This is a genomic window from Bacteroides sp. AF34-31BH, assembly GCF_003602795.1.
Classification (GTDB): Bacteria; Bacteroidota; Bacteroidia; order Bacteroidales; family Bacteroidaceae; genus Bacteroides; species Bacteroides uniformis.
The window spans coordinates 1-2559 of the sequence record NZ_QTLV01000031.1 but is presented as its reverse complement, the minus strand read 5'-3'; the positions used below and the strand labels follow the sequence as shown (position 1 = coordinate 2559).

The window sequence follows — 2559 nt, the reverse complement described above, 5'->3', positions numbered from 1 at the left end:
TGTAGCTAACACTTGAAAAGGGACCCGGGTAGCATTTGAAACGTGTACCACCCGATAGGTTTTGCAAAGTTAATTAAATTTGTTTATTTATCATATCTTGTGTTTCTTTCATTCTGTACGATTTTCCCGTCATGTTCAGTAGAATCGCCTTGTGCGTTAGCCTGTCTACCATTGCTGTAACTAGTACTTTGTCTGCAATAATCTCGTCCCATCTGTTGAATGCGAGATTTGTTGTAATGACGGTTGTTTTCTTGTCAGTTCTGAGTGACAGATGGTTGAACAACATCTCCGCTCCCGCCTTGTCACAAGAAACGTATCCGAACTCGTCGCAGATGACCATGTCGTATCGTTCGAACTTGTTCTCGAGTGCCCTTAGTGTCATTGCGTTCCGGCATTCCCTTATCTGCGTAAGCAGTCTGGGCACGGAAGTGAACAGTACGGAGTATCCCGCGTTACAGGCCGCAATCCCCAAGGCTGTAGCCAGATGGGTCTTTCCGGTACCGGGATTCCCGTATAGTATAAGGTTGCGCCCTTCCTTGATGAAATCAAGTGTCTCAAGGTTTGGCAAGGCCTTCCGCGCTTCTGGCGGAAGCGCGTCCGTGTCTATTTCGTTGAGGTATCGCAACTGTGGGAACGCGGCATTTTTGATGCGATGCCGACGCTGGTTCTCCGAGCGGTTTTCTTTTTCCTGACGCAGGAGTTCGGCCGTGAACATCCACAGGTTCCATCGTTCATCAAGTCCTTGCTGTATAAGCAGGTCGATGTCGCGTCGTACCAGAGGGAGTTTGAGGTCGAAGGCATACGCACGTATCCGTTCGCGTATGGAGTCTTGATTTTCGTTTTGTTCCATTGCTATGCAATTTTTATGTTGTTAGACGGTAACTTTGTTTACAGGTTGTTGTGTGGCGCCACATCCGATCATCGCCGAAAGTGTGTCCAATGTCTGTGAGGCCGATTCTTCAATGGCGGTCTGTTGTGGATCGGACGGGGTCAGGGTGGCCGCGTCTTGACGGACGTTTGCGGTTCCATTGCCGTCACTGGCCAGCATCTCGGCGCTCAATTGTTCGGAAGACAGGCGTTTGAGTCCCCGGGAGGACAGACGGTCTGCCGCAGCCAGTATGTCGGCATAAGTGCGCTGGTTGTCACGGGTAAACACGAGCAGTTCGACAAACGATCTGGGAGAATCCGTAAAATGTTTGCGAAACAGTGCCGCCACGTCCGGGTGTACCTGTCGCATGGCCGTGGATCGTCCCAACGCCGCAGGCTTGCGAAGGAACGTGCCCAGATAGTGCATCAGGTCGATACACCAGTCACCGAGACGCCGGGAGCGTACATGCGTGGCTACCTTGTCGCGACCGTCAAGCACGACAATACGCTCGGAATACATCTTTATGGGTACCTCCCGACCGACAAGCCGGTCAGGCACAGAGTAATGCACACCATCGACGGTAATGGTGGAATACTTCCCGACACGGGCATGCCGCTGCTCAAAGCAGCCCATGTCACCGTGGTCAAGCGGCCGCAAAGCCGCAATATCGGCCTGTACGCGCTCCTTCTTCTCTTGCGCAGACATGTTGGAAGCCTCCCCGTTGAGCCTGTCACAGACCTTGTCAAGATGACACTGTGCCTGCTCCAGCGAACCGAAACGGACATCATAGGCGAAAGCCCGCCGGCGGATATGTTCCACCGAACGCTCCACCTTACCTTTCTCCCATCCCGAACGCGGATTACAGAAATGAGGGGTGAAACAATAGTGGAGTTCCATGCGGCGCAGGGCATCGGTATGTTCGCGCTCCTGTCCAAGGAACTTCTTGACGGCCACCCGCATGTTATCGTAGGCCATTACTTGCGGCGTGCCCCCCAAAGCACGGAAGCAGTTGCGGTGTGCTTCCATCAGGGCCAACGTGTCCTCGCGGGAGAACAGGTATGCCCGCCGCAGGTTGCTATGGTTCATCGTGAACACGGCCATGTGCAGCTTCGTCTTGACACCGGCAATCCAAAGTGTCAGCACGCCCCAGTCAAACTCGCACCGGAACCCCGGTTCATACTCCTGGCGGATGAACGCCGCCGGGGACTTGGCTGGAGCGGACACCGCCACTTCCAATGCACGGACATACTGGCATACCGTCGAATAGGCAATCTCTATGCCTTGATCGCGCAACCGGCGCCACATGTCAATCTTGCGCATCTGCTGCTTGCGCAATCCGGCCGCGGCATTAGACCGGTTGCGGGCCATGAAGCCGTCTATCGCCTCCATCACCTGCTGGTTCATCACTCTGCGGACACGTTTGCTGCTGTCATAGCGCACCGGCTGCTGCAGGTACGTGTCCATTGCTTCCGCATCGGGGTTGTCACCGACCGCTTGTTCGAAAGCCCGGAGATACTTGCGTACAGTCTTGCGGCTCATGCCGTTACGACGGGCGATCTCACGGATGCTCAATCCGTCACGCCTATAGGCGAGAATTATGGAATCTCTTTCTTCCATGTGGTACATATTATGAACGCCATTGGTTTTTATGAATATACCAATTTTGTTCGGTTAAACATACCCATGGGTGG

At 53.8% G+C, this 2559-nt stretch carries 2 protein-coding genes; both read right to left on the bottom strand.

Features of this window, described 5'->3' with window-relative positions:
* Nucleotides 1–73 precede the first annotated feature (73 nt).
* Nucleotides 74–850, bottom strand: a complete 777-nt coding sequence (istB, locus tag DWZ67_RS19900) for an IS21-like element helper ATPase IstB (RefSeq protein WP_016272400.1) — start codon at nt 848–850, stop codon at nt 74–76.
* Between the two features lie 21 nt (nt 851–871).
* On the bottom strand, nt 872–2485 hold the full coding sequence (gene istA, locus DWZ67_RS19895) for an IS21 family transposase (protein ID WP_016272705.1): 1614 nt from the start codon (nt 2483–2485) through the stop codon (nt 872–874).
* Nucleotides 2486–2559: the final 74 nt, after the last annotated feature.